The organism is Deltaproteobacteria bacterium, assembly GCA_016931625.1.
In the GTDB taxonomy this organism is placed as follows: domain Bacteria; phylum Myxococcota; class XYA12-FULL-58-9; order XYA12-FULL-58-9; family JAFGEK01; genus JAFGEK01.
In genome coordinates this window covers 17,923-39,665 of the sequence record JAFGEK010000070.1, presented here as the reverse complement: position 1 = coordinate 39,665, position 21,743 = coordinate 17,923, and the positions used below count along the sequence as shown (strand labels likewise).

16 protein-coding genes are annotated in these 21,743 nt (G+C 38.9%); 7 read left to right on the top strand and 9 right to left on the bottom strand.

Annotation, left to right across the window (positions count from 1 at the left end):
- The first annotated feature begins 219 nt into the window (after window positions 1–219).
- Window positions 220–1,887 carry a hypothetical protein gene (locus tag JW841_06310; GenBank protein ID MBN1960540.1) on the top strand — a complete coding sequence of 556 codons (1,668 nt, stop codon included), beginning with the start codon at window positions 220–222 and terminating at the stop codon, window positions 1,885–1,887.
- Between the two features lie 30 nt (window positions 1,888–1,917).
- Here JW841_06310 and rpoD read toward each other — a convergent pair whose 3' ends face one another.
- Together rpoD and JW841_06300 are read right to left on the bottom strand one after the other, a co-directional pair.
- Window positions 1,918–3,924 (bottom strand): RNA polymerase sigma factor RpoD, encoded by a 2,007-nt coding sequence (rpoD, locus tag JW841_06305; protein MBN1960539.1) that lies wholly within the window; start codon window positions 3,922–3,924, stop codon window positions 1,918–1,920.
- A 39-nt stretch (window positions 3,925–3,963) separates the two neighbouring features.
- Window positions 3,964–5,814 carry a DNA primase gene (locus JW841_06300; GenBank protein MBN1960538.1) on the bottom strand — a complete coding sequence of 617 codons (1,851 nt, stop codon included), beginning with the start codon at window positions 5,812–5,814 and terminating at the stop codon, window positions 3,964–3,966.
- Between the two features lie 220 nt (window positions 5,815–6,034).
- Here JW841_06300 and JW841_06295 point away from each other — a divergent pair, with 220 nt between their 5' ends.
- From JW841_06295 to JW841_06275, 5 genes are all read left to right on the top strand, one after another.
- Window positions 6,035–6,277, top strand: coding sequence for an AbrB/MazE/SpoVT family DNA-binding domain-containing protein (locus tag JW841_06295; GenBank protein MBN1960537.1), 243 nt, complete (start codon window positions 6,035–6,037; stop codon window positions 6,275–6,277).
- Complete coding sequence (locus JW841_06290) at window positions 6,274–6,678, top strand: PIN domain-containing protein (GenBank protein MBN1960536.1); 405 nt, start codon at window positions 6,274–6,276, stop codon at window positions 6,676–6,678. Before JW841_06295 ends, JW841_06290 begins: the two co-directional genes overlap by 4 nt.
- Window positions 6,679–6,705: 27 nt before the next feature.
- On the top strand, window positions 6,706–8,436 hold the full coding sequence (gene ade, locus JW841_06285; GenBank protein MBN1960535.1) for an adenine deaminase: 1,731 nt from the start codon (window positions 6,706–6,708) through the stop codon (window positions 8,434–8,436).
- Window positions 8,437–8,535: 99 nt separating this feature from the next.
- The gene (locus JW841_06280; protein MBN1960534.1) at window positions 8,536–12,174 is read left to right on the top strand and encodes a protein kinase; all 3,639 of its coding nucleotides are present in this window, start codon (window positions 8,536–8,538) and stop codon (window positions 12,172–12,174) included.
- A 61-nt stretch (window positions 12,175–12,235) separates the two neighbouring features.
- Complete coding sequence (locus JW841_06275) at window positions 12,236–12,649, top strand: HIT family protein (protein MBN1960533.1); 414 nt, start codon at window positions 12,236–12,238, stop codon at window positions 12,647–12,649.
- A 28-nt stretch (window positions 12,650–12,677) separates the two neighbouring features.
- Here JW841_06275 and JW841_06270 read toward each other — a convergent pair whose 3' ends face one another.
- The 7 genes from JW841_06270 to rplU all read right to left on the bottom strand — a co-directional run bounded on the left by JW841_06270 (window position 12,678) and on the right by rplU (window position 20,039).
- On the bottom strand, window positions 12,678–13,871 hold the full coding sequence (locus tag JW841_06270; GenBank protein MBN1960532.1) for a metallophosphoesterase: 1,194 nt from the start codon (window positions 13,869–13,871) through the stop codon (window positions 12,678–12,680).
- 155 nt (window positions 13,872–14,026) lie between these two features.
- Window positions 14,027–16,105, bottom strand: a complete 2,079-nt coding sequence (locus tag JW841_06265) for a response regulator (protein MBN1960531.1) — start codon at window positions 16,103–16,105, stop codon at window positions 14,027–14,029.
- On the bottom strand, window positions 16,102–16,500 hold the full coding sequence (locus JW841_06260) for a response regulator (GenBank protein ID MBN1960530.1): 399 nt from the start codon (window positions 16,498–16,500) through the stop codon (window positions 16,102–16,104). The genes JW841_06265 and JW841_06260 overlap by 4 nt, the downstream gene beginning before the upstream one ends.
- Before the next feature lie 8 nt (window positions 16,501–16,508).
- Window positions 16,509–18,050, bottom strand: a complete 1,542-nt coding sequence (locus tag JW841_06255; GenBank protein ID MBN1960529.1) for a transporter substrate-binding domain-containing protein — start codon at window positions 18,048–18,050, stop codon at window positions 16,509–16,511.
- 316 nt (window positions 18,051–18,366) lie between these two features.
- Window positions 18,367–19,392, bottom strand: coding sequence for a GTPase ObgE (obgE, locus tag JW841_06250; protein MBN1960528.1), 1,026 nt, complete (start codon window positions 19,390–19,392; stop codon window positions 18,367–18,369).
- A gap of 29 nt (window positions 19,393–19,421) precedes the next feature.
- Complete coding sequence (gene rpmA, locus JW841_06245) at window positions 19,422–19,694, bottom strand: 50S ribosomal protein L27 (GenBank protein MBN1960527.1); 273 nt, start codon at window positions 19,692–19,694, stop codon at window positions 19,422–19,424.
- A 33-nt stretch (window positions 19,695–19,727) separates the two neighbouring features.
- On the bottom strand, window positions 19,728–20,039 hold the full coding sequence (gene rplU, locus JW841_06240) for a 50S ribosomal protein L21 (protein MBN1960526.1): 312 nt from the start codon (window positions 20,037–20,039) through the stop codon (window positions 19,728–19,730).
- 356 nt (window positions 20,040–20,395) lie between these two features.
- Here rplU and clpX point away from each other — a divergent pair, with 356 nt between their 5' ends.
- Window positions 20,396–21,712, top strand: coding sequence for an ATP-dependent Clp protease ATP-binding subunit ClpX (clpX, locus tag JW841_06235; protein ID MBN1960525.1), 1,317 nt, complete (start codon window positions 20,396–20,398; stop codon window positions 21,710–21,712).
- Window positions 21,713–21,743: the final 31 nt, after the last annotated feature.

The window sequence follows — 21,743 nt, the reverse complement described above, 5'->3', positions numbered from 1 at the left end:
TAGTTGCTGCTAAATATAATGAAAATTAACAAATAATGAAGGTCATTACGATACTGCTAGAATTAGAAGACAACTTTTATATCAAGTTGTGATTAGTTAATATCGTTTGACACATTTGACTCAACTTTTATATCAAGTTGTATTTAATTTATGTAATCTATATCGTTTGACACTTTTGACTCTGTTTGACACTTTTGACTCTTGACGACCAATATTTTCATGAAAAATTCACAAAATAAATTATGGCTATTTCTCGCAATTTTTTCGATAGTTTTTATTTATATTTGGTTTTCATATAGATTAAATTTATCGCTTATTTTTGACGAAGCATATACTATTTATTTCTCACAATCTTATAAAACCATTGCCGATGATACTTGGCCACCTCTTTACTATGCTATTGTCTACACAAGTAGGTTACTTGGCGCCTATAGTGAATGGTCTATTCGCCTACTCTCGGTATTTGCCACAATTGCACTGGGAACCATAATTTTTCTTTACGGGCGTTTCTTGTTTGGTAATAAAGTTACACTTTTTGCTTTGTTAGGAGTGGTTTTATCGCCTGTAGTAATACGTTATGCTTTCTGGGCCCGCGGTTACAGTCTATTAATTGTATTTTCTGCTCTTGTTAGTTTAACCACAACATCTCTTGCTTTACGTGGTCCAACAAAATATCGTATGTTTTCCTGGGCAACGGCATGCTGGCTTTTGGCTGCTACTCATCATTTTGGTACTATTTTAGCTATTTCGTCATACTTAATTTTGCGTTTTGCATATTTTAGAGATGATGCAGCAAAGAAATTACAAGATACCGCTTTTATCTTATTATGTTCTCTTAGCCCTCTGTTTATTACCAATGTGCGACAACTTCTACTTGGCGTACGTGCTATCACTGCAATACACTATATACAACTAGAACAAGTTATTAAATTATTTGCACCTAGCTCTGCGATACCAGTAACTGCGACTCAAATGATTGTCGGGTTATTATTGTTAATTTTAGTTATTTATGGTTCTAAACAAAATACCCCTAAAAATAAAGTATCTTTTAATACCAGCGATAATCTCGATTCATCTTCTAAGCAAAGTCTAATAGCTGAGCACCTAAATAAAAATAAAGTATTTTCGCATAAATGGATTCTGCCTTTTTTAGGTATGATGATACTCTATGTGGCAGTGTTCGTTTTTTGTAATGATTTGTGGCCAAAAGCATCTAGCTGGGCAGCCATTTTAACAACTGTTGCTCTGTTGGGATTAAAACTATTCGATTTAGTTAGCGTTCGCAGTAGCAAGTTAAAATGCTGGAGTTATTTACGAACCATTCATCCACTAGCTTTGTTACTAGCTATCACGCTAATAATTGCCAGCTTGATTAGTATAATTATTCCTATTGCTAATCCGCGTAATCTTTTAATTTTACTTCCGGGTTACTGGCTGTTAGCTGCATATGGTTTTTTTCGCTTATCTAAAAACAAACGTTTGGTTGTTGCTGCAATATTAACTCTTAGCTTAATTGCCTCTTTAATTACATTTGAACAACGTTTCGGTCGCCATGAAAATTGGCGTGAAGCAATAGCAATTGCAAAAAATCTACTTAAACCTATGGATGACGTCTCAATTCGCCCATTTTGGGGCAGCCCTATTCTTACCTACTACGGAATTAATAATAAACCTTTAATGCTTAATCGTGGCAATGAAATATGTAAATTACCTGCATCAGTTAATCATGTTGTTATACTCAGTTCACAATGGCATCATGTCTATGGTTCAAAAAAATGGCAAAGGCGTTTTGAACAAGAGATTAATAACTGCGCAGAAATAATATCAACCGTAGAGCTTGATGGCGTAAAAGTGCAAAGAGTTAAAATTAAATCTAAATTGCCTTAGGTCTTTTTAGAGGCTGTCTCTAATTCTCACCTAATTCTCAACAAAAGAACGTAAACGTTTTGATCGTGATGGATGTCGCAATTTACGCAATGCTTTGGCTTCGATCTGGCGTATACGCTCACGTGTAACTTCAAAATCTTGCCCGACCTCTTCAAGAGTATGATCACTCTTTTCACCAATACCAAAACGCATACGTAGCACTTTTTCTTCACGGGGAGTTAACGTTGCTAAGACTTTGCGAGTTTGCTCGGCAAGATTATCATTAATAACACTGTCAGAAGGTGAACTGACGCCTTTATCTTCAATAAAATCACCTAAATGTGAATCTTCTTCTTCGCCAATCGGCGTTTCCAGCGAAATTGGTTCTTTGGCTATTTTTAAAACCTTACGTACTTTTTCAAGTGGCAATTCCATCTTTGCTGCTATTTCTTCAGGAGATGGCTCACGACCAATTTCTTGCACCAAATAACGCGAGGTACGAATAAGTTTATTAATGGTTTCAATCATATGTACTGGAATACGAATCGTGCGTGCTTGATCAGCAATAGCGCGCGTAATAGCTTGTCGTATCCACCAAGTAGCGTAAGTAGAAAATTTATAACCTCTGCGATATTCAAATTTATCAACGGCTTTCATTAAACCGATATTGCCTTCTTGAATTAAATCAAGAAATTGCAGCCCACGATTGGTATATTTTTTCGCTATTGATACTACCAGGCGTAAATTAGCTTCAACAAGCTCATCTTTGGCGCGCTCAGCCTTGCGTTCACCATGAATAATTGCAGTATAAGTTTCACGTAAGCGATCGATAGAAACACCTGCTTCTTCTTCGATGCGACGAATTTTTCGCTGTGCACTTTTAACTATTCTATCGATATCGTGTAACTCTTCGACCCTAATCGTAAACTTTTTGCAAATACGACGCTCTTCTTTGATAGAAACGCTGGCCTCACGTAAAACTTTACGCAACTCTTTGACATCGAGATTTAGCTGTCGCTCAATTATATGTACCTCTGCTTCAGCTTTTTCGACACGGCGAATGTAAGATTTGAGTTTAAGTACGATACGGTCAATTTGTTTTTTATGAATGCGCACTTCTTCAAGAGCGCTAGCCATTTGCACTCGGTTATTATCAATATGGTTCTTAATTTTTTGCGCTTGCTTTTCGGTAATATTTTTCACATCTAACTGAGCAAATAATTTTTCAACATCTTTGTTGAGTTTAGCAATTTTATCAATCTGGTTTAAAACTCGTTGTACCCGCGAATCATCTGCTGATTCTATTTCTTCTTCTATTGGCTCACTAGACTCATCTTGTTCATCTACCAACTCTTCTAAATCATCAATAGTATCGTCTTCATTATCCAACTCATCAGTTATTTGCTCTTCGATATCGCGAACCACATCGCGTAAGCGTACTTTTCCGCTACGCAGTTTATCACCAAGGTCGATGATTTCAGAAATTGCAATGGCAGACGAGATAACTACAGATAAAACTTCTTTTTCACCTTCTTCGATACGTTTAGCAATTTCAACTTCACCTTCACGCGTCAATAAAGGCACTGAACCCATTTTACGTAAATACATACGAACGGGATCACTAGATTTGCCCGCAGCATCTTCTTCTTCACCAAGTTTTTTTAATTTTGCAATGGCACTACTCGTTCGCGCTGCAATACCTTGTTTTTTATCAACAATTTCTATGTCGCTTTTCGAGAACAGTTCAAAAATTTCATCGATTTGATCTAAAGACACGTTATCATCAAGAGCATCGTTAACTTCATCCATAGTAACGAAGCCTTGATCTTTACCTTTATCTAATAGAATCTTAATTTCTTTGGATTCTGTTACTGATTGTAGATTTTTTGATGATTTACTCGAAGGCCCACAAGCAAATAAATCACCGGCATCAGCAAAGTCATCGCTATAATCATTATTGGGTGCAGTCTCATTATCAGTACTAGTCTTAACATCTATTTTTTCTTTTTTATCATTTCGAGCCTGCTTATTGCCCAACCCTATCCGCTTTTGCGCCATGCCTTACTTCCTCCTGAAGAAAACCAATTCTTACCTGCACTATCGTTGATTACGATCGCGCAAGAGCGCTTTTTTTCGCCGACTTAAATCTTTTTGTCTGCGAATAATCTCACTGGGGTCCTCACCTCTAGCCTCGACTTCGCTAAGCTCGCGTAGCACGTCTTGTAGCGCTGCGTCCACGTGTCGAGCCTTCATTCTTCTTAAAACATCATCAAATGTCCTGGCTGCTCTTTCAGCCATTTCATTTGCCATTTCATTTGCCATTTCATTTGCCATTTCATTTGCCATTTCATTTGATCGTATGGCCGGTCGTACCCGGCCCAATCGTAATAAGCGCTTATCGCCATTACTATGTCTCATACATATTGTCGTCAGATCGTCGTCAGTTGTTGCCAATTCTTCGAGGATCCGACGCGTTATTGACTCCTGAGCATACTCAATTAGAGTTCCTAGTTTTGGCCGCAACTCTGGATAAAGTGCCAATTCCCGTAAAATTGCTAACTCTCTATTGTCTATTGATGCAGTTGGTGCAACCTGTGCACTTGGTTTTTCAGACGTTTTTTGTTGATTTTGATTACGTTTTGTTTCTTCTAACGTCCTTGGTTGAGAAAATCTTTGTGAAATTGTTAATTTTTGCATGTGCCGAGTTAATTGTTGCACCGGCATACCCATTTTTTCAGACAGACGAGAAGTATATAAATCCCGCTCAAGTCCTTGGCCAAGAGACAAAATTAGCGGCCAAACTTCGCGAGCTGCATTAGCTTTAGCCTCAATAGTTTGGGCCTCGGAAAAGCTAATATTCATAAAATACTCAATAACTGATTCTGCCTGCTCAACTAATTGCGCTAAAGCATCAGCACCATTTTTTCGCCAATAAGTATCTGGATCTAAACCTACCGGCAACACCGCGATTTTGGTTACTAATTTTGCTCTTAATAATTGCTCGGCCGCTTTAAACGACGCTGCCCTTCCAGGTGCATCACCATCAAACAACAATATTGCTTCTTTTGCTAAGCGTGCACATTGTCTTGCGTGATCCTGGGTAAACGCCGTACCTAATGCCGCAACTGTATGGGTAATTCCGGCAGCATGGGAGGCAATTACATCCATATAGCCTTCTACAACCACCACCCGACTCTTTTGGCGGATAATATTCTCAGCATGATCCCAACCAAATAGTAAACGTCGTTTAATAAAAACCGGGCTCTCTTTCGTGTTAAGATACTTTGGTGAATTGTTCTCAACAATTCGGCGACCACCAAAACCACACAATCTGCCTAGAGTATCATATACCGGAAAAACTACCCGTCCTTCGAATAACAATCTTTGCTCATCTTCACTTAACAGCCCGGTTTTATTTAATAATTTTCTGGGTACTTGCTTGCTATCCATATAGTTAAAAAAATCACGAGAATCACCACCAAATCCCAAACGCCACTCACGCATCAACAATTGCACCATCCCCCTATCTAATAAATATTTACGCGCTTGCTCTCCATTAGCCTCCCATAACTTATGCTGAAAAAAAGCTAAGGCATATATATTTGCCTGCACTAAACTTTCTTCTATTTTACGAGCTTTGGTCTTAGCTTCAGATTCTGGCTCAAGTTCTATTCCTACTTGCGAACCAAGTTTGCGCGCTGCGGTAAAAAAATCTAAACCTTCGCGCTTCATTATAAAGGCAAAAACATCCCCACCTGCATGACAACCAAAACAATAAAACAAACCTTTATCTTGCGAAACTGAGAACGAAGGAGTTTTTTCTTGGTGAAATGGACAAAGACCGACAAAACGTTGGCCTTGTTTCTTAAGAGAAATATAGGCCCCTATGATTTGGACAATATCTGCCCGCTCACGAATAGCCTCTATTTTGTCGTTTGTCAGAGCCACAAAACCTTTGTGGAGTGTGCCATATAGACATCACTCTTATCCATTAACGACCCTGCTTACATACTCAAAAACTAAAACTGTTATTGTTAACTTAAGGAATTATGGCCATCTAGAAACGGATGATTGAATTGTCAAGTATTTATGGTTATTCTACAACATGTAGTTTGACAAATATAAATAAGTTATACATAATTAATTAAATATAACTATGGAGAACATCATGCTAAGCAAAGTTTTTGATAAAGGGCAGATTGTTATCCCAGCAACTCTACGACGTAAGTTTGGTATTCACGCACATTCCGATGTTGATGTAGTTGATTGTGGTAATTACATAAAAATAGTTCCTGTAAAAACAAAAAATGTTATGGAGTTAGCTGGAATTTTCGCATCGAAGTCCAAACCATCAAAACAGGATATTGAAGACGCCATAGCTGAGGGTTATTTGGAAAGCTGGAAAAAATGAAGCTAATCGATGCCAATATAATTATTCGCTATTTAGCCAATGATGATAAAAAACAAACCAAAGGATGTAGAACTCTGTTTGCTAGGCTTCAATCAGGACAAGAGCATGTCGAATTGACCTTACCTGTATTGTTCGAAGTGATTTATGTTTTAAATCGTATTTATAAGATTTCACGTATAGAAATATATAAAGCGATTAGTATCATACTTGACTTGAAAACCATAAATATCCAGGGAAAATCTGTTTTAAAAAAATCAATTGAATATTGGTCAGCAAGAAATATTGACCTGACCGACTGCTACTTGGCAGCTTTATTAGAAAATTGCAAAGAACCAGAAATCTACTCATTCGATAAAGACTTCGACAAATTAAATTTTTTAACCAGGATTGAACCAAATTAAAATTTTCATTTCAGCAAGCCCAAAGCCATGAATATAAAAAGCCCAAATCGTGAAAACCTACAACGTCGTCTCGATGCCGCTTTAGGCACACGTGAATGTGACCTGCGCATCGATAATGTTAGATGGTTAGATGTATTTTCTTCACGTTTTATCACTGGCTCGGTCAGTATAGATAATGGCGTTATCGTTGGCTTTGAAGGTCAAGCAGCAAAACAAACCATTAATGGCAAAGGGTGCACTTTAGTACCGGGCTTTATTGATGCGCATACTCACATTGAAAGTTCCATGATGCTGCCGTCCATCTTTGCTAACGCTGTAGTAAAACGAGGTACTACTACAGCAATTTGTGACCCGCATGAAATTGCAAATGTGGTTGGCACTCACGGCATAAAATATTTTCTTGATGCCGCTACACATTCACCCATCGATCTGTGGGTAATGCTTAGTTCATGTGTTCCGGCAACTCATCTTGAAACTAATGGTGGTGGCGATATTAATGCAGACACTTTAGCACAATTAGCTGAGCATCCTCGTGCCCTTGGTCTTGCTGAAATGATGAATTACCCAGGGGTGCTTAACGCTAGTAACGAAGTAATCGAAAAACTATTAGTCTTTGCAAATAAACCAATTGATGGGCATGCGCCACTACTTTGCGGTAAATCATTATCAGCATATGCTGCTGCAGGTATAACTAGTTGTCACGAATCATCAAATATAAATGAAGCAAAAGAAAAAATTCAAAAAGGTATGGCAGTATGGATCCGTGAAGGCAGCGTTGCCAAAGATGCTCATGCCCTTGTACCACTATTAACACATACAACGTGCGCCAGTATTGGTTTCTGCACTGATGATCGCAATCCATATGATATTGCCCATGAAGGCCATCTCGATCATGTGCTGCGCACAGCATTGGCCAAATCAATCGAGTATCGCACCGCACCTGAACTAGTTTATCGCTCTGCGTCATACAATGTGGCACGACACTATGGTTTGCATCAGGGCTTTAATCGCGTTGGTGCTATAGCCCCTGGATATAAAGCTGATTTAGTCATGCTTGATGATGTTGCCACTTGCCAAATTAATAGAGTGTTTAAAGTAGGTGTTGATATTACAACTTTCTCTTCTGGTTCATATCACTTAGACGCACAAGAGCTAGACGCACAAGAGCTAATGCATACTGTTAAGGCTACGGTTCCCCAAGCGTGTGAGTTAGAAGGGGTGTCTGGCACTGTACATGTAATTACTGTCGAACCCGGAAAAATAATAACTGGCAGAACCGTTAGCCAACACAATGCGAAAGGTGTTTGTCGCTTAGCTGTATTAGAACGCTATGGACATCAACAAAAACCTGCCAATGCCTACGTTTATGGCTTTGGTGAACTAAATGGTGCTATCGCTTCAAGCGTGGGCCATGACAGTCATAATCTAATTGTTGTTGGTGATAACACTAACGACATGTGTATTGCATTAGCTGGTATAATTAATTCCGGTGGCGGTTTTTCAGTCGCACAAAATCAAACAATTATAGCTCAACTTAATTTGCCATATGGTGGTTTAATGTCAGATTCATCTCCAGATGAGCTTGCTAAAACTATTGAGACATTAAAAAAAGCAGCACGCCATATTGGTTGTATATTACCTGAACCTTTCTTACAGCTTGCTTTTTTAAGTTTACCTGTAATTCCTTCATTAAAGTTAACTAACTGCGGGTTGGTTGACGTAGATCTTTTTACTGTCATCAATGTACAAGCAAGCTAAAAATTTAGCGGCTAAAGCAGAAACTCTTGGCTATCATAAGGCGCATTTAAAAGCTGTTTACTAAAACCTTTTAGTAATTAAGCCTGTTCTCGCTTACTAATGACGAATTTTTCAGATCCGCGCTTTGAAGTAATAAGCGAGCTTGGTCGTGGTACAGACACTTGCGTGTATTTAGTGCGAGATCGTGTTCATGAAGTAGTGCGTGCTTTAAAACTTGCCACTGAACGTGGTCGCCTACGAGACTTTCGCCGAGAATATTTTCGCCTTTGTGAATTACGTCACCCCAATATTGTATCTGCATACGATTTTGGTATCACGGTTGATGGTCAACCATATTATACGATGGATTATGTAGCAGGCACTCATTTAGGCGAATTAGTTGGTCGCGCCAGTCCTGATTTATTGGCTGCTATTGCATTGCAAGCACTTGAAGCTGTGAGTGTATTGCATGCTCGTGGTTTGGTGCATCGTGATCTTAAACCAAAAAATTTATTAATCTTAGGCGTTAGCCCAACCCCATTAGTACGTTTGATTGATTTGGGTTTAGCAATCAAGGTTGGGTCGCGCACTCTAGCTGCTGGTACACTGCCCTATATAGCACCTGAAGTAGCACGCGGTGACGCTATTGACGGCAGAGCCGATCTATATTCACTCGGCGCCCTATTATATGAATTATTATTACCAGAGGAATCTGCTCGCACCTTACACGATGTCGCTAAACGGCTAACCGTTTTACCAACAGCACCTAATCGTATTAATCCACTTATTCCAGAAAGCTTTTCGGCATTTATAATAAAACTATTAAATCCAGATCCAAAAATGCGATATAGTGATGCTGAAGAAGCAGCGCGCGCTTTAGCACGCATTGCTGATATCGAATTACGTCGTGGACCACCTCGTTCAATTACTGAAAGAATGATGCGAGTTGGAGCAGCTTCACATCGCCATAATATACGACAACGTTTACGCCGAGCCGCTTTAGCAGCGCGACGCAAGTCACGCGGTAGTCTCTGGTGTCTTGAAGCCCCTGTAGGTGTTGGCAAGTCTCCTCTGCTTCGTGAATTGTCAATGCTGTTTAATCTTATTGGATTAAGAGTATTCAAATGGTCTGTGACTAATGAGGCACAAAGCCCCATTAAACAAATGATGCATGCCGTACATGTATTGTGCCCTGAATATCCTCATCCACCTGAACTTAATCTTGTAACAAATAATACAGATTTGACAATCGAACGTTCTGAGGTTTTGGCAGAGGTTTCATCGCGAATCGGAATATTTTTAGCCAAAGCTTTAGGACAATCTCCAACCGCAATACTATTAGATGATTTGCAAAAAGCTGATCCGGTAGTGATTGAAGTACTTTTAGCTTTCGGCAGGGCTTCTCATAAATTGCCTTTATTGGTTATTGCCGCTTGTGAACCTTCAGAAACTGTACCTTCAAGTACCACCCTATTTGGCTCAAATGCCAATCTAATACGTTTACGTCAGTTATCTACTATTGAAGTAGCAAGATTAACAGCACATCGTCTGCATGGATTACAACTACCTGCTCCAGCATTAGATAGACTTGTTCGTGATAGCCAAGGAATGCCAAGCTTAGTTGAAAAAACTTTAGCACGTATGATAGTTGATCGAACCATACAACTTCGAGGAAACCGGTGGGTATTTGTTGGCGGACGTTATCGACCTGTTCGCCATGCGGATTATAATTTTGTCTTACAACGTACAGGCGAACTTTCAACCATTGCACGTAATGTTTTATGGGCAGCGGCAGTTTTAAACACCAACCTTGATGCTAATCGAATTGCTACTATCACTAATTTACAGTATGAGTTAGTAAATTCTACTCTAGCGAAACTTGCAGGTACTGAACTACTAGATTTTTCTGGGACTACTGCTGAGTCAAATTATAAATTTAGCTCACGCACTACTCAAACTTTAATCTACCAAAACATACCCCTATCGCACCGTCGTCAATTACATGACAATGCCGCAGAACTTTTTGCCGCAATACGAGTTGGCACAATTCGCAGCGAAGAAGAGATTGAACATATTTTACGTGGCAGTAATGACGCTCGAGCTATTGCAATAGCCAAAGAAACTGCTGAACAGGCTGCCAGCCTTTGCGCGGATCGTCGCGCTATAAGCTATTATTTGCGAGCCTACACATGCATATCAGACAAAACTGAAAACCAAGCAACTCAAATAGCGCTACGACTTGGTAAACTTTATGAACGCACAGGTGAACTTGAACATGCTTCGTCTTGGTTTAACGAAGCAATGGAAACCAACGATTGCAACGAAAATTCACAACTCACCATTTTAGCAGCTCTTGGTCTTGGTGGGGTCAAACTCTTAAAGGGTATGGTAAAAGAAGCACAAACTTTAGTAGAAAAAGCAAAATTATTTTTAGAAGCTGAAGCACAAATTGAACCAATACTATTAGCCGCGACTGATCGTTTAACCGCGCGTATTGCTGCAGCTCGTGGTGATTCACGTCATGGCGAAAAAGTTTTATGCGGTGCTTTAGAATTACTCGATGGTAAGGATAATGAAGCTGCTGCTATTGAAGTATTACTTGAATTAGCTCGCCTTACTCAAGGTCGTGGCGAGTTAATTTCAGCTGTACGTTATGCACGACGTGCCCTGCAACGTGCTCGTCGTTTGGGTGATTCAGTTAGTATTGCTGACGCCAGCGTAGTCTTAGGACGTGGCCTAATCCGAAGTGGTCGCTTTGAGACAGCTCGTCATGTATTAATGCGAGGTCGGCGTAACGCACGCATAAGTAAAGATAAATTACGTGAAGCGCAGTTATATCGTCAGTTAGGTAATATACAAATACGTCAAGGTTTTTTAGATCGAGCCATTGAACATTACACCTATTCTTTAGAACTAGCTCGTAGTCTTGGTGCTCGAGCAGAACAAATCGCCGGTCTAAGAGATATAGGTAGTGTACGAGCACGTTTAGGTGAATTTAAACCCGCATTTATTGCTTTACATGCTGCAGTTGATGTTGCCAACGAAGTAGGTGATTCGCGTGGCAGCGCTTACAGCGCCCTCGAATTAGTTTATTCATATACTGAAGTAGGCAATTATCAGGCTGCTCAGGCATTTCTTAATCATACGCAATCGATTAGCCGCAGCCTTGAAGATCGCTTATTGAATGCAGAAATAAATGCCATTAATGCATGGCTCGCATTGTGCTGTGGAAATCGTGAACCAGCGCAAAATATTACTTCGTTAATATTAGAACTGGTTAAAGCTATTGAAGATCCCGGACAACGTGTACGGCCTCTGGTATATGCAGGACGAAGTTGTTTAAGTATTGCAGCAACCAGATTCGCAACTATGATTACTGATAGACTCACGCAAGAAATTGAAGAATCAAAGCGACGCGATTACTCTGCTTGGTTGCAAGGACTAAGAGGCTTAACTACGCTCGAACAAGGCGAACGCTCTCGTGCTCATACCCAATTATGTGCAGCGATCGCCTTGGCGGCTCGTAGTGGATTAAAACCACTTGAAATCGAGTTGCGAGCTGCTTTGGCAAACATACATCAAGGTGTTCAACGCGGTGCCCAGGAAGCTACCCGAGCTATGGAAATTCTGCGAGACGTAACGATTGTCATGCCACCAGAACTTATAGAACCATATCTAGCACGTAGTGAAGCTATAGATTTGCGTGCCACATTTAATAAAGAGTATACGCGTTTATTTGGTAATAATGATGCAAGATAATCTTGCACAATAATAATAGACACTGCATAGCTTAAATTTTTTTTAAGAAAGTGAGTTTTCTATGGCAGATACAATTTTCAAACGTATTATCGCTGGCGAAATACCCTGTTATAAAATTTATGAAGATGATCACGTATTAGCCTTTCTTGATGTTGCTCCACTTTCTGCTGGGCATACTTTGGTAATCCCTAAAGAGCCCGCAGAAACACTTGATGCATTATCAGATGCTGCTGCAGAATCTTTAGGTAGAGTTCTTCCCCGTATCTGTCGTGCAGTCATGAAGGCTACAGGTACATCGGCATATAACGTATTACAAAATAACGGAGCACTTGCACATCAAGCTGTTATGCATGTTCATTTTCATATTATTCCGCGCCCAAACGAAAAACAGGGCCTCGGCATTGGTTGGCCGATCACAAGTTTGGATGCTAACGAAGGTGCTAAATTAGCGCAGGCAATTGCTGCAAATCTTTAATTAATTATTTACTGATTAGGGAGTATCCCTAATCAATTCTAATCAATTCAATTTCTGTAATTTCAGAAGGCGCATTAATTCGTATAGGCGGTCCCCAAAATCCAGTGCCACGACTTACATAAATCTGGGTCTTGTCTTGCATCTGCCAACCTGCAAGAACTGGTTGGCTTAAAGCTACAATATAACTCCAAGGCCAAATTTGCCCACCATGAGTATGGCCAGATAATACCAGATCCACACCAGCCGCTGCTGCCTGTGAAATAACTTTAGGTTGGTGAGCTAATAATATAATGGGATTTTTGTGGTCATACCCCAATAAAGCTTGATCAAGATCTGGCCCATGCTCATCACCAAAACGTGCCGCTTCTGCATCGTCAATACCCGCCAATTCAATTTCTGCGCCATTCATAGTTAAAGTAACTCGCTCGTTTCGCAACATTTTAACGCCAAGCTTACTCAAATGTTCTAACCACGTATCAACACCAGAATAATATTCATGGTTGCCGGTTACCGCATATACGCCTAAACGTGATTTAAGCTTTGCCAAAGGCGCAATTTCGTTTTGTAAAGCTGATACTGAACCATCTACAAAATCACCTGTAATAACAATTACATCAGGAGATAATGAGTTGACTTCAACTACCACTTGTTCAAGCCATGAACGGCTAACTAAATTGCCGATATGCAGATCGCTAATTTGTACTATACGCATGCCTGATAAACTTATTGGTAACCTAGAGATTTTTATTTGTTGGTGTTCGATTTTCGGAATTTTTAAAGCATTGTTCATACCTATAAAACAGAGTCCAAAAGTAAGACTTAATGAAATTATTGCCACAACACGCGGCACTATTTTTGATTGTAACTTCTCTACAGACGACAAAACTGTCTTATTATTAAATAAATAAGCTATAGATTTAATTAATTTTAATAATAAATGTATAAACTCGAAATCGATTAAAAATACCACTAATAGAAACGTTATCCCTAACCATACATAGCTTGCCCAAATAAGCGGTTTAGTAAAACCTAATCCTATATGGGGTAATATGAAACCAACAGGGATAGTAACACCTAAGGTTATAATAGTTAGATTAGCTAATAAACGAACAGGCTGTGGTAGATTAGTATCACGTACTAGTCGCGCCCAAATGTAATAATGGGATGATAGTAATATACTAACAGCGACAAATGAAAAAATAACAGCATAAATTTTAGACATGACTTGTTAATTGCTTATTCACCAATCAAAAATCAATCTGATAAAATAAAAACTAAAGCAAAACTAATTTCAATATCTAATATTTTCAACACTACTCATTAGTTAAAAATTTCATCTTTTTATTATTTTTTAATTTTAAGCATACCACCTTTCATTTATGAGTTAGGCGATTTCATATGAGAATCTAAAGTATCACGGACCTCTCTGATAAGATCGACTGCAGTAAAAGGTTTAGTTATAAAATGAGTACCTGGTTTAAGTAAATTATTTGGTATAATACTGCTATCATTATAGCCAGACATAAATAATGTCCGCAAACTAGGATAAAGTCTTCCAATCTGTTCGGCCAAATGACGTCCACTTATTTGCGGCATAACTACATCTGTTAGCAATAAATCTATGTTACCTTCTACCTGTTGACAAACAAGTAATGCTTCATCTCCGTTTTTGGCAGCTTTAACTCGATATCCGGCGTTTTGTAAAATATGTTCAGTAATTTTACGTACGGTCTCTTCATCCTCAACTAAAAGCACCATCTCATTTCCAGTTTTAATTACTGGTTCAGATTTGCTAACAAATTCGGTTGCATTATGAGATACGCTCGGTAAGTATATTTTGAAATCAGTACCTTTGTTTTGTTCACTGCAAACCTGGATACTACCACCGCTTTGTTTGATGATTCCATAAACCTGAGATAGACCTAAACCTGTACCTTTGCCGTGTTGTTTAGTAGTATAAAAGGGTTCAAAGATATGCTCTTGCGTTAGTGAATCCATTCCACAACCTGAATCTTTAACTGAAAGCAATACAAAAGCACCTGGACGTAAAGAGATAAATTGTTGTGCAAGACTCTCATCAATATTAAAGTTAGCTGTTTCTATTGTTAGCTTACCACCATGCGGCATGGCGTCACGAGCATTGATTATAAGATTCAAAATAACTTGTTCGATCTGTCCGACATCTGCCTTAATGTTGCCAATATCTTGAGCCAGTTTAATATCAACGATTATATCTTCCCTCAATAGACGACGAAGCATATTTTCTATTCCTAATATTATACTATTTAGATTTTTTACTTGAGGATCAAGAAGTTGCTTACAACTAAAGGTTAAGAGTTGCCGAGTCAAAACTGCTGATTTTAGACCGGCTTGCTTAATTTCATCTATATCCGTTTTTAGTGAATCATTATCTGTAAGTTTTGCTAAAGCGCTATCTGCATAGCATAAAATCACGGACAAAAAATTATTAAAGTCATGCGCCACACCACCAGCAAGACGACCAATTGATTCAAGTCGTTGCGAGACTAATAATTGCTTTTGTAATTTCTCACGCTCAGTAGATATTTTTTTAAATTCAGTTATATCCTCTGCAATACCTAAAAGATATTCTGGCTCGCTATTACTATTAAAAATTGGTACCTTTTTGGTACGAAAAATTCTTTCACCTTTCATTTCTGTTTGAAAAGAATTTTCTGAAACATCAATATTACAATGCGAATTTAAAATTTCGCGGTCATTTTGAACAATAACCTTAGCCTGCTCAGGTGAAAACAAATCAAAATCATTTTTGCCTTGAAGCGCCGAACTATCAAATCCTAATAGTTCGGCGCTAGCTTTATTACATTTTATATAACACAAATCTTGTGCATCTTTAAGATATACAAGATCCGGTATGTTTTCTATTATCGAATCGAGTAGTATGGTAGTGCGTCTTAACTCGCTTTCAGCTTTTTGGCGTCTGTCAATTTCTGATTCGAGTTGTTGGATCTTACTTTCTAATTTTCTAATTAATGCATCGTTATATTGACGCAACAGATCAGCCATATTGTCACTAGATGGTTGCCGCATATCCTTGGTTTTACTTGAATCCTGATTAAGTGCATCATGCACCACTTGTAATAATTTTTCGACTTTTTTCGGTTTAATTATAAAGTAATCTGCTCCAAGATTTAAGGCAAGTTGTTCATCTTTAGGATCAGTATAGGTAGCTGTGTATATAATAAATGGAATATTATATAATACCTTATCACTTTTCCATTTTCGACAAAGCTCAAATCCATCCATTTTCGGCATGAGAATATCAGTAATAATCAAATCTGGTGGGTTATTATAAGCTAACGACAGCGCTTCAACACCATCACCGGCTACGGTCACTTTAAAGCCATGCCCTTCAAATAACGAAAACAAAAGGCTACGATTTTCACTAATATCATCAACGACTAATATCTTCGTCATTTGGATGACCCTCCAATAGTACCTTCTTCGTTAAGCAAATAACTTTCAATTTGATTAACAAATATGCTTGGGTTTATGGGCTTCTCTATATAGCCAATGCAACCATTCTGCAGGGCGCGTTCACGATCACCCGGCATCGCATAAGAAGTAAGCGCTACTATTGGGGTATTTTTTAACTCATCATAAGTACATAGTTGATGCGCTACTTCATAGCCATCCATTATTGGTAATTGAATATCAAGTAAAATCAAATTCGGTTTTAATTTGAGTGCGGCTAAAATTCCACTCTGCCCATCTTTTGCCCAATTAACCTGATAGCCATTAGCGGTTAAGATAAAATTTACCAAATAATAATTCTGTTCGTTATCTTCTATATAAAGAACTGTGGTATTCATTGTATCTCCTACGACATTGCCGGAAGAGAAAAACCAAAAGTACTGCCTTTCCCCCACTCACTTTTCACCCAAATATCACCACCAAGCAAATGAACGAGACGCTTACAAATTGATAATCCTAAACCTGTACCTTGATGTCGTTTATTGATACCTAAATCTAACTGTAAAAATGGCTTAAACAGTTTATTTATTTCTTCTTCTTTAATGCCAAGGCCAGTATCCGATACCATCAGATTTATCTGCGACTTATAAGCTGACGCGGTAATATGTATATTACCACGCTCAGTAAATTTAATGGCGTTAGAAAGTAAATTAAGCAAAACCTGTTCAACACGTCGCTCATCACTATTAATTAAAGACTGAGTTAAAGATATATTTGTTGTAATTGTTAGATTCTTTTTATCTGCTTGCGGTGTTACAGTAGCTATTACCCGCTTTATTAATATATCAAGATCAAAAGGTGCTTGAAAAATTTGCAGTTGCCCAGCTTCAATCTTTGATAAATCAAGAATATCGGTAATCAATGCAAGAAGATGCTCGGCACTTTTATTTACCATTCCCATCTGTTTTGTTTGTTCGTCATTTAATGGTCCGACTAGTTGTTGTAGAAGTATGCCAGTGAAGCCGATAATTGAATTTAGCGGTGTTCGCAATTCGTGTGACATAGTCGCTAAAAAGGCTGACTTCATGCGGTCAGCAGCCTCGGCAGCTTCTTTGGCTTGTGCAAGCTCAACTAATAATCGACGTTGCTGTTGATCACTTTTACGCAAACGCACTGCTGTACTTCTTAAGGTGCTGATCCATAATAGTGTTACCAATAATAAAAACGCTATAGCTAAACCTACCCAATATAACCAAAAAGGTAATATTGGTGGAGTCTCATTAGTGGTCCAATGTCTAAGTGATCTGAAGTAAACCGAAGTCGGGTCTTTTTTGAAATATTTTAAATGGCGATCAATAGCATTTAATATTTCAGAATTTTTTGCTTTAGATGTAGCAAAATAAAGCTGTGTAGGACTAAAAATAATTTCGGTATCCACTAGACCAAAATCTCTAGCATGAAGAGCACCATAATAACGATTTGTCACTACCGCATCAGCTTGACCATTAGCTACCACACGAAAAGCATGTTCAAAATCATGCATAGGAACAAGATCCACCGACAAACCAAAACCCGAAACCATGCCACGAAATTGTTCTTGTTGAATCGACCCTTTTAAAAAAGCGACTCGTCGATGATGTAAATCTAGTAGTGAACGAATATTGGCATCATGACGAATATAAATTTGATTCCAACTTGTTAGTACTGGTTCGCGATGAAAATCATACAATCGATCACGATCAGCAGTAAAAGCGATATCGGTCATCAAATCAAGTTCACCGTTGGCTAGACGGTCTAATCCCTCTTGCCATGAACCTAATACATATTTAAGCATCCAATCTTCTTCTGCTGCTATTGCTTCAATAATATCGACAAAAATACCTTCTGCCTTTTTTGAAGCATTCCATGAGACTTTTGGGCTATTTTGATAAATCCCAACACGCAGCACTCTCTTATTAAACGCCAAAACTTTATGGGAAATTAGGCAACAAAAAACAAAAATAATAACGATATGATATTGAAAATAAATAGATTTATAAGAACTAAAACGCAGTAAAGAATAAATGCGTATTAGCGATCGGCCAAAATGTATAATCGCGCTTGCCATCTCATGTAGTCTTTCACCAAACACTTGGTTCAAAACGCCATGACTTTTAACTATTATTTCGTGATACTTAATTTATAAAACGATAAGTAGCTAAATAATGGAAACAAACCAATATAATAAATATGGTTATACCAGGTAAACACCGAAAATGGGATTATTAAAGCTGTGCTCGCTCACTTGTTATTATGGATCCTAAATACTCAATTAACTCTTTTATACCCTCACCAGTAGCCGCAGAGATGGAGAAAAAAGGTATTTTATGCTGTTCGGCATAAATTTTAACTCTAGACTGTGCTTGACGCACATAATCAAGATCATTTTGGTTTAGCACTAATATACGTGGAGTTTTAGCTAAAGTCGCATCATGTAACGTTAATTCTTTCTCAATAGCTTCAAAATCTTTTATCGGGTCTCGTCCTTCTTCATCTGGGCGCACTGTTATCATATGCACAATTCTACGGACTCGTTCGACATGACGTAAAAAACGCGAACCTAAACCTGCCCCAGCATGAGCATTGACGATCAATCCAGGAACATCAGCAACCACAAAATGTTGCATATCGCCAAAGCGCACCACGCCTAAATTAGGAGTTAAGGTAGTAAACGGATAATCAGCAATTTTTGGACGAGCGGCTGAAATACGGCTTATCAATGATGATTTGCCAACATTTGGAAAACCAACGAGCCCAACATCAGCTAATAGTTTAAGCTCTAAGCGCGCAAATAACTCACATCCTTCTTCGCCTGGTTGAGCAAATCGAGGTGCCTGACGTACCGAGTTTTTAAAATGTTCGTTACCTAAGCCTCCCCTGCCGCCTTTTGCAATAATTACTTGCATTTGTGGTTGATTAAGATCAGCAATTACATCGCCACTGTCATTATTGTAGATAACTGTACCCACAGGCACTTTAACGATACGATCAGTGCCATCTTTACCGCTACGGCGACCACCTTCACCAGGCAAACCATTTTTGGCAAATTGTCGGGGAATAAACTTAAAATCAAGTAAGGTAGATAACTGAGGATCGGCAAGGGCAATTACATCGCCACCTTTACCGCCATCACCACCATCTGGGCCACCATATGGTATAAATTTCTCGCGGCGAAAAGAGACACAACCCGCGCCACCATGACCTGAGCGTACGTGAATTACCGCTTCATCGACAAATTTATAGCCACGCACGACACTTCAACTAATCAATGAGTTGCCGCTTAATTTAGGCTAAAAGCGGTGTTTTGAGGATAAACAACTGCTATTGTTCGGTTTTTGTGGCTTTCGTAACGCACAACACCTGCCGTGCGAGCATAGAGGGTATAATCTCTACCTTGTCCCACAAAACGACCGGCATGGATCTTGGTGCCAACTTGACGTACTAATATGTTGCCACCCTGAACCGGCGAACCGTCAGCAACTTTGACCCCACGATACTTAGGATTTGAATCGCGTCCGTTACGTGATGATCCTTGACCTTTTTTATGTGCCATAACAGAAACCTACACGTTAAATGATTTTATAATTTATTCTGCAATACCAAGAATTTCTAACTCAGTATATTCTTGTCGATGGCCAATGGTTTTGTGAAAACCTTTGCGTTTGCGTCTTTTAAATACGCGAATTTTTTCACCACGACCATGGCTGAGGATTTTTGCGGTAACCTTTGCATCTGTTAATACAGGTTGTCCGATCTTTGGCTCACCCTCGCCACCAATAAATAAAACTTCATTAAGTGAAATTTCGGCGCCAACTTCACCATCAAGCTTTTCAACTTTTAAACGCTCACCAGGTTCAACACGCTGCTGCTTGCCGCCTGTGCGTACTACTGCGTACATGATACGCCTCCTATTTAAAAATATTCCGCAGGCGCGGGAGGTCCGCTTGTTTAAAGAAAAGTTGCCATACTGTCAAGGTTTATGAGCATAATAGCTACAGATATATCTTAACTATACATTTGTTTACTTGCTACTCTGTTAAAATTTGCTAGTTATATCATGTAGGCATATTTAATACCGTACTTTAGATCATGCCGGGTAACATAGTTAAAATGTAAATAAAACCAGGATAATTCCTGGGGAGTAGATATAATATGGAGTTTTTTTAGGCTTTTATTGATCGAAATTCTTGGTTGAAAAAGACGTGCTCTGGTAGGATTTCTAATAAGAGTACGCTGTTGCAATAGGAGGAGTCGTTGGCACGCAAAGAATTTCAAGGTGGGCAGTTAACCTGCTCATTTTGCGGCAAAAGTCAGCGAGAAGTACGTAAACTCATTGCTGGACCAACTGTCTATATTTGTGATGAATGTATTCGTCTATGTACTGATATAATTGACGAAGAGGCTGAACGCGAACAAGCCGAACACAAGCCGAAAAAACTATTCACTCCTCAAGAAATTGTCGCATTTCTTGATCAATATGTTATTGGGCAAACTCGAGCTAAAAAAATATTGGCTGTCGCAGTTTATAATCACTACAAGCGTATCAATAGCCTCAATCCTAATGATTCAAATTCTCTTTCGGTTGAAACTAAATCTGTAGATCATGATAACGATCATCATAATGTAGAGCTATATAAATCAAATGTTTTACTGGCTGGACCAACTGGTACTGGCAAAACCTTGCTTGCTCAAACATTGGCGCGCATGCTTGATGTACCATTTGCTATTGCTGACGCCACTACTCTTACTGAAGCTGGATATGTCGGCGAAGACGTTGAAAACATTGTTGCCAATCTTTTAATTGCTGCTGACAATGACATTGAACGTTGTCAACGTGGCATTATTTATATTGATGAAATTGATAAAATTGCTCGTAAAGGTGGCGATTCACCTGCCACAACAAGAGACGTATCAGGTGAAGGCGTACAACAAGCTTTGCTAAAAATTATTGAAGGTTCAAAAGCTAATGTACCTGCTAAAGGTGCCAAGAAATATGGTCAATCAGAAATTAGCCAAGTAGATACTACCAACGTACTATTTATTTGTGGTGGTAGTTTTACTGGTATTGAGCAACTCGTACAGCGCCGAGTTGGTCGTCAAGGACTTGGCTTTGGTGCAGAAATTCATAAATCAGAGGATCGTTGTGTTGGTGAATTATTGCGTGATCTCGAACCGCAAGATCTTACTAAATTTGGTCTAATACCTGAATTTGTCGGCCGTCTGCCCGTATTAGCCACTATGGACGACCTTAGCCAACGAGATCTTGAAAGCATCCTCACTGAGCCGAAAAATGCTTTGGTAAGACAATATCAAAAACTCTTTGCTCTTGAACGAGTTGAACTCACTTTCTCTTCCGAAGCGATAAAATGCATTGCTAGTCAAGCCATTAAAACTAATGCTGGAGCTCGTGGTTTACGCAGTATTCTAGAAAATGCAATGCTTGATATTATGTATGAGGCACCATTTCTTGATGGTATTCGTCGTTGCCACATTACCGCTGATGTTATTAACGGTAGGGGTAAACCCGAGCTATTTTTCGAAAACAAAAAGTCTGAAGTTAAGAGCGCCTAATAAGGGGTGTCCCTAGTATATTTTTCATTTT

Bases quoted from the DNA above. Each gene is read 5' to 3' on its own strand.
- ade (MBN1960535.1), top strand. From the start codon at position 6,706: ATGAATATAAAAAGCCCAAATCGTGAAAACCTACAACGTCGTCTCGAT.
- JW841_06275 (MBN1960533.1), top strand. From the start codon at position 12,236: ATGGCAGATACAATTTTCAAACGTATTATCGCTGGCGAAATACCCTGT.
- rplU (MBN1960526.1), bottom strand. From the start codon at position 20,039: ATGTACGCAGTAGTACGCACAGGCGGCAAGCAGCAGCGTGTTGAACCT.
- rpmA (MBN1960527.1), bottom strand. From the start codon at position 19,694: ATGGCACATAAAAAAGGTCAAGGATCATCACGTAACGGACGCGATTCA.
- JW841_06290 (MBN1960536.1), top strand. From the start codon at position 6,274: ATGAAGCTAATCGATGCCAATATAATTATTCGCTATTTAGCCAATGAT.
- JW841_06260 (MBN1960530.1), bottom strand. From the start codon at position 16,500: ATGAATACCACAGTTCTTTATATAGAAGATAACGAACAGAATTATTAT.
- JW841_06265 (MBN1960531.1), bottom strand. From the start codon at position 16,105: ATGACGAAGATATTAGTCGTTGATGATATTAGTGAAAATCGTAGCCTT.
- rpoD (MBN1960539.1), bottom strand. From the start codon at position 3,924: ATGGCGCAAAAGCGGATAGGGTTGGGCAATAAGCAGGCTCGAAATGAT.
- JW841_06295 (MBN1960537.1), top strand. From the start codon at position 6,035: ATGCTAAGCAAAGTTTTTGATAAAGGGCAGATTGTTATCCCAGCAACT.
- JW841_06270 (MBN1960532.1), bottom strand. From the start codon at position 13,871: ATGTCTAAAATTTATGCTGTTATTTTTTCATTTGTCGCTGTTAGTATA.
- JW841_06310 (MBN1960540.1), top strand. From the start codon at position 220: ATGAAAAATTCACAAAATAAATTATGGCTATTTCTCGCAATTTTTTCG.
- JW841_06280 (MBN1960534.1), top strand. From the start codon at position 8,536: ATGACGAATTTTTCAGATCCGCGCTTTGAAGTAATAAGCGAGCTTGGT.